This is a genomic window from Bacillus sp. DNRA2, from assembly GCF_012843265.1.
GTDB lineage: Bacteria > Bacillota > Bacilli > Bacillales > Cytobacillaceae > Bacillus_BU.
On record NZ_JABAIT010000008.1, the window covers coordinates 149860 to 157143 of the forward strand.

9 protein-coding genes are annotated in these 7284 nt (G+C 35.7%); 3 read left to right on the top strand and 6 right to left on the bottom strand.

The window, feature by feature from the left end; all coding sequences use genetic code 11:
* Nucleotides 1-11: 11 nt before the first annotated feature.
* The gene (locus HHO41_RS09385; RefSeq protein ID WP_169097794.1) at nt 12-359 is read right to left on the bottom strand and encodes a hypothetical protein; all 348 of its coding nucleotides are present in this window, start codon (nt 357-359) and stop codon (nt 12-14) included.
* A 134-nt stretch (nt 360-493) separates the two neighbouring features.
* Nucleotides 494-2320, bottom strand: a complete 1827-nt coding sequence (locus HHO41_RS09390) for an APC family permease (RefSeq protein WP_169097796.1) — start codon at nt 2318-2320, stop codon at nt 494-496.
* A 165-nt stretch (nt 2321-2485) separates the two neighbouring features.
* Between HHO41_RS09390 and HHO41_RS22625 the strand changes: the two genes are divergently transcribed.
* Nucleotides 2486-2620 (top strand): hypothetical protein, encoded by a 135-nt coding sequence (locus HHO41_RS22625; protein ID WP_282434277.1) that lies wholly within the window; start codon nt 2486-2488, stop codon nt 2618-2620.
* Nucleotides 2621-2672: 52 nt separating this feature from the next.
* Here HHO41_RS22625 and HHO41_RS09395 read toward each other — a convergent pair whose 3' ends face one another.
* The 3 genes from HHO41_RS09395 to HHO41_RS09405 all read right to left on the bottom strand — a co-directional run bounded on the left by HHO41_RS09395 (nt 2673) and on the right by HHO41_RS09405 (nt 4703).
* Entirely contained in the window at nt 2673-3443 is a 771-nt protein-coding gene (locus HHO41_RS09395; protein ID WP_169097798.1) for a GGDEF domain-containing protein, read from the bottom strand.
* Nucleotides 3444-3667: 224 nt separating this feature from the next.
* A complete protein-coding gene (locus tag HHO41_RS09400) occupies nt 3668-3805 on the bottom strand; it encodes a hypothetical protein (protein ID WP_169097800.1) in 138 nt (45 codons plus the stop codon).
* A 178-nt stretch (nt 3806-3983) separates the two neighbouring features.
* Nucleotides 3984-4703: a YebC/PmpR family DNA-binding transcriptional regulator gene (locus HHO41_RS09405; protein WP_169097802.1), complete on the bottom strand. Its 720-nt coding sequence runs from the start codon at nt 4701-4703 to the stop codon at nt 3984-3986.
* A gap of 259 nt (nt 4704-4962) precedes the next feature.
* Here HHO41_RS09405 and HHO41_RS09410 point away from each other — a divergent pair, with 259 nt between their 5' ends.
* On the top strand, nt 4963-5442 hold the full coding sequence (locus HHO41_RS09410) for a hypothetical protein (RefSeq protein WP_169097804.1): 480 nt from the start codon (nt 4963-4965) through the stop codon (nt 5440-5442).
* Nucleotides 5443-5494: 52 nt separating this feature from the next.
* Here the strand turns inward: HHO41_RS09410 and ppnP are convergent, their stop codons facing one another.
* Nucleotides 5495-5806 (bottom strand): pyrimidine/purine nucleoside phosphorylase, encoded by a 312-nt coding sequence (gene ppnP, locus HHO41_RS09415; protein WP_169097806.1) that lies wholly within the window; start codon nt 5804-5806, stop codon nt 5495-5497.
* 205 nt (nt 5807-6011) lie between these two features.
* Between ppnP and HHO41_RS09420 the strand changes: the two genes are divergently transcribed.
* Nucleotides 6012-7181, top strand: coding sequence for an MFS transporter (locus HHO41_RS09420; protein WP_169097808.1), 1170 nt, complete (start codon nt 6012-6014; stop codon nt 7179-7181).
* Nucleotides 7182-7284: the final 103 nt, after the last annotated feature.

Below are 7284 nucleotides of genomic sequence, written 5' to 3' on the forward strand. Positions count from 1 at the left end.
GGTAAATATTGTTAATTCGCTTTTTCTTTTTTCCCTGACATCATCAAAATAGTTTCTTCATTTTGGGCAATTTTGGTCAATTGTGCGTCTAAGCGTTTATGAATATATGCTAATTCATCACTGTATTGTTTTTTCGTCATTGGTAAAATGATTTCTTTCTGGAATTGTTCCATCTTTTCAACAATTTCCTTAATATCTGTTAGGTCAATTTGATTGACTGATACACGGTGCTCTATGCTATCCATCTTTTCTAATCTTGATAAACGATTCTCTAATACATGTATGGAGTCGTCAATCTTCGTGAGATTATTTTTTATTTCACTAACATTTTCGATAAGTTGTTTAAGTAATTCCTCCATGTTGTCGCTCCTAACTGTTTTTAACATTAACAGTATTTTATCATTGATTAGGTGTCATAGTTGTGAAGGTTTTATTACTTTTTACTATAATAACAGTAACAAATTAAGATTCAGTTTCTATTTCCCTTTCCGTTTTATTTGATAAAATGAAACGGTACAGTAGAGACAACTACTTTTCGCTTATACAATAAATATGTACGAATCAATAAGCTCGATTGATTGTGCAAAATATGATGCCACCCCTTCTTCGGTATAAATTGCGGAATGATGACGGTTACTTGATAATTTGCTTCACTCGCCTTATGTTCTACGGTGTCAATGAACTTCGTTAACGGCTGAATAATACTCCGATAATAAGAATATAAACTGACCAATCTCACCTCCGGCTCCCAGCTATTCCATTTTTCTTCTAACTTTTTACCTGCCTCACGATCAAAAGAAACATTAACAGCAATAATCTGATCTGCTGGAAAAGATTTTGCGTAGTTTAACGAATTCTGAACTACTTTTGTCATTCCGGCAATTGGTACGATAATCACATTACCTTTAATCGGGTTGATGCGATCGTGTTCTGTTATCCTCAATTGTTCACCGACATCTCGATAATGTTTATTAATCCGATGAAAAATAAAAATGATGACCGGGATAAAAATGAGAACTGGCCAAATTTGGATAAACTTCGTTAAAAAAAATACTATCGTCACAATTAGACTGATGACGGCTCCGATTGTGTTAACAATGAATTTCGGTAACCAACCATTAGGTTTTTCGCGAATCCATTTCACCATCATACCGGATTGTGACAGTGTGAATGGAATAAATACTCCTACTGCATAAAGTGGAATCAAATGCTCGGTTCGCCCCCTAAATGCAATAATTAGTAAGATGGAAGAGACTCCAAGCATTAAGATCCCATTAGAATAACCTAAACGATCACCACGATTTGTAAACATCCTAGGTATAAATTTATCATTAGCTAAATTAACGGCAAGCAATGGAAAGGCAGAGTAACCTGTATTGGCGGCAAGAATTAAGATTAATGCAGTTGTTCCTTGAATAAAGTAGTAAATAACATTTCTCCCAAAGATTACTTCTGCAATTTGGGAAACGACCGTTACTTCTTCCTTAGGTGCAATTCCATAAAAGTATGATAAAAATACAATTCCTGTAAATAATCCTGCTAATAATAACCCCATTGCAATTAGAGTTTTCGAGGCATTATTTGGGGCTGGTTCCTTAAAATTTGGAATGGCATTCGAAATCGCTTCTACTCCAGTTAAAGCTGAGCTACCTGATGCAAAAGCTCTTAGTAGAAGAAACAAGCTCATTCCAGCGACAGGGGAACCGATCGGTGCGTGGAGATTTTCTGGCACATTGCCACTTGTGATCTGGATCATTCCAACTATGATTAAGATAAATAAAGCAAAGACGAATAAATACACTGGATAGGCCAAAATCGATGCTGACTCTGTCACTCCCCTTAAGTTTAGAATCGTCAAAAATATCACGAAAACTATTCCAATTAGAACATTGTATTGATGGAGCCCAGGTAAAGCTGAGGTAATAGCGTCTGTACCTGCTGAAACACTTACCGCAACTGTTAAGATATAATCGACTAGGAGGGAACCGCCGGCAACTAAACCTGAATTCACGCCAAGATTTTGTTTAGATACTACGTAAGCACCACCACCATGTGGATAGGCAAAAATAATTTGCCGATAGGAAAGAATTAATGCGACTAACAATATTAATACACCGATAGCGATAGGGATTGAATACCAAAATGCTGCAGTACTGATGGTAACTAACACGATTAAGATTTGTTCAGGACCATACGCTACTGACGATAAGGCATCAGATGAAAGGATTGCTAATGCCTTGATTTTTGTAAGCTTTTGTTCTCCAAGCTCAGTTGATTTTAATGGTCTTCCGATTAGTAACCTTTTAATTGAAGAAACCATTTTTAACCACACTCCATTCATTAAAACCGACCATTCCTACCTTAAAGGATTTACACAATTAGGCTTTTTCATCCTAAAAATTAGATGATCCTTACTAATTTTGAATGAATAAACAGAATTTCGCTAAAGATGATAATAAAAAATTAGAAAGGTAAGTCAGTTAATATGGCACAAGCAAAAAAACCACTCTTATCAGATGAATTTTTAGAAGAATTAGCAAACGAAATTAATGAACAATTCGGTAAACCAAAGGAAACACAAGAAAAGCAAAAAGATTCCAGCAAAAAAGATAAGGGCTGACATTCGTCAGCCCTTTTTTAATCCTGCTTATTCTTATTATTAGTAATCCATATCACTGCACAAGCTTCTTATCATAGAAAGCAAATGTATTTTTTCCTTTGCTTTTTGCAAAATACATCGCCTTATCTGCATTTTGGATTAAATCTTCTTCATTATCACCATCATCAGGAGCAATACTTGCCCCAATGCTTGCCGTAATTTGAAAATTCACATGATTAAAATGATAAGGATAGGAAACCTCCCTGATAATTCGATTAGCAACATCACTAGCTGCCTCTCGATCACAATTACTTAAAACAACTATAAATTCATCTCCACCAAGTCTGGATACTAAGTCTACATTTCTAACACATGATTGGATTCTTTTCCCTATTTCTTTCAAAAGCATATCCCCAACGTTATGCCCCGTTCGATCATTTACTTCTTTAAATCCATCTAAATCAATAAACAATACAGCTAGCATTTGCTTATTCTGTTTTATATCAATAAGCGACTTTTTTAAATAATTATATAATAGAACACGATTCGGTAGGGATGTCAATTCATCATAATAGGCTAACTCTCTGAGCTTTTGTTGTGATGCCATTAATTGTTGATAACTATTTAATAATTGTTGTTGTTTCAATTTTAATTCTTTATGATAAAAGGTTGCCCGGTCGTATTGCATTCCAAGCCAATAGACGATGGCCGTTACCGTTATTAACACCATCATGTCAATCAGTGTTCTAGTACTACTTTGGAGAGTTATATAGTTATATACGCAATAAGGAATTCCCACCATTAAACTTATTATCGTAATGCTTAATCTTCCGCGATATCCCATGCGCACACCACCATTCAAAATAAAGAATATTTCATCAATTAATCACTAACTATTGTAACATAACTTATCTTTGTTCATTAATATTTTACGTATTGCTTATTATGTATATTGAAAAATCCTTCGGTTTAAAACACAAAAAACCCCGCCTTGTATTTTTACATACTGGCAGGGTTTTTAGACCTTGACTTCCGCTTCAATATCCGTGGTAATCACATCCTATTTCATTAATTATTTGTTTTACTGAATTGAGATAGTTGCTCATCTGTTAAATGCTTGATAAACAAATTAAAGTTCATGGTCTCCATTCCATAGTTTTCACAAGCCGATTTATAGCTTTCGTAAGCCTGACGATACATATCCATTTGTCATTTCCCCTTTCTGTTATATAACAATTTATTTTTCATATTATTAATATATGACAGTTATTAAACTTCGTCAATCATTTTTTTAATTTTTTTACTTTTTTGTACAATTGAATGATCATTTTTAAAAAATAAAACAGACCGTTGTTATAGAACAATCGGTCTGAGATATGTATTATTATTCACCTAAATCTACATTGTGGTAGACGCGTTGTACATCGTCGAGGTCTTCTAATACATCAATCATTTTTTCGAACTTTAATTGCCCATCTTCTGGTAGTGTTACTTCATTTTGAGCTAGCATCGTAAGTTCAGCAACGGTGAATTCTGTTACACCTGCTTCTTTAAGTGCCGCTTGTACAGCATGGAATTGATCTGGTTCAGCGTAAATGATTACCGCTTCATCCTCTTCAAGAATGTCACGAACATCGACATCTGCTTCCATTAAAATCTCCAATACCTCATCTGAAGTTTTACCTTCTAAACCAATTACCGCTGTAGCATCAAACATATAGGCAACGGATCCACTCACGCCCATGTTTCCACCATTTTTTCCAAAGGCTGCACGAACGTCAGATGCAGTACGGTTTACGTTATTTGTTAACGCATCCACAATCACCATTGACCCATTTGGACCAAAGCCTTCATAGCGAAGCTCTGAGTAGTTTTCCTCTGAACCGCCTTTTGCTTTATCAATTGCACGATCAATGATATGCTTTGGCACGTTATATGTTTTTGCTCGTTCAAGCACAAACTTTAACGCTTGATTTGCCTCAGGATTCGGTTCACCCTGTTTAGCTGCAACATAAATCTCTACGCCGAACTTTGCATAAATACGACTAGTATTTGCATCTTTAGACGCTTTCTTGTCCTTAATATTATTCCATTTACGACCCATCTTGAACACTCACTTTCAACATTAGCTAATAACCGCTGTGAAGGGACTCTTTGTCCTATTCACTGTATTATTATATACCGCAATTTAATCATTTGTTAAGTGTTTCATCATGAAAATGAAACAGGCAATTGAATCTCCTTTGATACAAATGACGGATTTAATCAATACAATGCCAAAAAAATATCCCACATCGTACTGGAATGAATTACATTTTTACCAATATGATTAATAACAACATACATTTATGGGGGTGTAAATGATGAGTTTCTATCTCCCGTTTATCATTGGCATCATCTTTATCATCGGTATTGCGGTATATTCGTTATTTTGGTTTACGAAAAAGAATACTAATTCAGTGCGCAAACAAATATTAGCTGGCGAAAAAGACTTTTTAGCACATTGGACGTATGATGACTCCATTAACTTCGCATCCTTTCAGGGCAGAGGAAGCGCATTATCATGGTATAAAAAGAAACTTGCTAATGTCAAAGAGGTTTATATCTGCCCAGACGGTGTCCTTATTGGTGATGTCATATTTTATAACTGGAATCGGTTTGCTTATTTTAAAGCGTTAGAAATCACGAATGGAAGTCCAGCTTGCATTTTTGTTAAAATTGAATTTTCGGCGGGAGAGACGGAAACAATCGCTGAATTTCAAATTCCAATTCCATCTGGAAAAGAACAAGAAGCTGAAGCCGTTCTAGATACATTGTACGGAATTGTTCGATTCATTTATTAGAGAAGAAAGAAAAAACAGAGCAGTCATTCGCTCTGTTTTTATGTATGTATTCTTATTCCTTGTGATATGAACAGCAATAATCAACAACTGAATAGACTTTAAGTTGAAAAGATTCATTTGCTGGAACAAAAAAGATTCCCTGTTCTTCAATGGTTTTCCAATCCTGACCATTCAATTTATAATCCAATTTTCCAGCAAGAATTTCCATTTCTTCTCTTTCGACTGTTGAAAACTCATACTCACCCGGTAACATGATTCCTAGTGTTTTTCTAGTACCATCAGTAAATTGGACTGTTCTGCTTGTCACCTTTCCATCAAAATAAATATTCGCTTTTTTATTTAATGTTACGTTCGTAAATGTCATTTTGATATCCCTCCTTTACTCATCTAATTTATCACATAATTATATTAATTCAAACAAATCAATTACATATCTCGCTAAATATTCAAATTTATTAAAAATATAACGATTAAGTATATTGAAATAAGCATGTCAATTCCCTTATAGTCATAAATATGATAAATTATGTAGATGATATTTATCGGAAAAGTTAGGAAGTGAAATGTTTTTGAAAAATAAAAATGCTATGTTCATCTTATTTTTCGTAATGTTCCTCGTTATGGTTGGATTCGGGATTATTATTCCTGTATTGCCTTTTTACGCTGAAGACCTAGGGGCAACACCAACGGAATTAGGGCTACTTATGTCTGTTTATTCGATCATGCAGCTGTTATTTTCACCTGTTTGGGGGAAAATTTCAGACAGAATTGGACGGAAACCTGTGTTAATGTTAGGTGTTATTGGTCTGGCTATATCATTTTATATGATGGCGATTGCTGACAGTTTATGGATGCTATTCGCTGCACGTATCATTGGGGGGATCCTCTCATCGGCAAATATGCCAACTTCCATGGCCTATGTAGCTGATATCACTACCCCTGAAAATCGCGGGAAGGGCATGGGAATCATCGGTGCAGCTGTGGGGCTCGGCTTTGTGTTTGGACCAGCTATTGGAGGTATTTTTTCCAAAACAAGCCTTAGCCTACCATTTTATATCGCAACGATTTCTTCTTTTGTTACTTTAGTCTTAGTCGTACTTTTATTAAAAGAGTCCTCAACAAGGGAAAGCAGAATTGAGAATGCAAAACAGGAATCCTCAATGTGGAAAGCATTTAGTGGAAGTTTATCCACCTTGTTTATTCTTCAATTATTCATTTCGCTGTCTTTGTCTGGTTTGGAAGCAACATTTGCCTATTTTGCAGCTGAAAGAGCAGGAATGGATTCAACAGAAATGGGCTATGTTTTTATGATTATGGGGCTAGCAGGCGCAGTGGTCCAAGGTGGATTGATGGGTAAATTAACTAAGCAGTACGGCGAAGGTCCAGTTATTCAAGGTGGAATTATCATCTCAGCAATTGGCTTTGCGTTAATTTTACTTGTGAATGATTTTATTACTGCTGCTGTATTCTTAACTATTTTTGGCATTGGCAATGGTGTCATTCGTCCAAGCATTTCTTCCTTGTTAACAAAGCGGTCTACGACTGGACACGGAAGTGCGACTGGACTATTATCATCCTTCGATTCATTTGGAAGAATCACAGGACCTGTTCTCGGTGGCTGGCTATTCACACTGTCTAGTGGTCTCCCATACATCATCGGAACTGTATTAACAGTCATAGCTTTTGTATTTTATCGAGTATATCATTTAAAAGAAAAAAAGCATTTGGAGACAGCCTAAATGGCAAAATAGAGTAGGCGCATGAATTACTCATGCGCCTCTCACAGTTCCGTACGTGCGGGTCATCGCATACGGCTCCTCCATAATTATCCCCGTTGGGGAT

What these genes read in the sequence shown, in the direction of transcription:
- HHO41_RS09385 (WP_169097794.1), bottom strand. Translation starts at nt 359, where the DNA reads ATGGAGGAATTACTTAAACAACTTATCGAAAATGTTAGTGAAATAAAA.
- HHO41_RS09390 (WP_169097796.1), bottom strand. Translation starts at nt 2,320, where the DNA reads ATGGTTTCTTCAATTAAAAGGTTACTAATCGGAAGACCATTAAAATCA.
- HHO41_RS22625 (WP_282434277.1), top strand. Translation starts at nt 2,486, where the DNA reads ATGGCACAAGCAAAAAAACCACTCTTATCAGATGAATTTTTAGAAGAA.
- HHO41_RS09395 (WP_169097798.1), bottom strand. Translation starts at nt 3,443, where the DNA reads ATGGGATATCGCGGAAGATTAAGCATTACGATAATAAGTTTAATGGTG.
- HHO41_RS09400 (WP_169097800.1), bottom strand. Translation starts at nt 3,805, where the DNA reads ATGGATATGTATCGTCAGGCTTACGAAAGCTATAAATCGGCTTGTGAA.
- HHO41_RS09405 (WP_169097802.1), bottom strand. Translation starts at nt 4,703, where the DNA reads ATGGGTCGTAAATGGAATAATATTAAGGACAAGAAAGCGTCTAAAGAT.
- HHO41_RS09410 (WP_169097804.1), top strand. Translation starts at nt 4,963, where the DNA reads ATGAGTTTCTATCTCCCGTTTATCATTGGCATCATCTTTATCATCGGT.
- ppnP (WP_169097806.1), bottom strand. Translation starts at nt 5,806, where the DNA reads ATGACATTTACGAACGTAACATTAAATAAAAAAGCGAATATTTATTTT.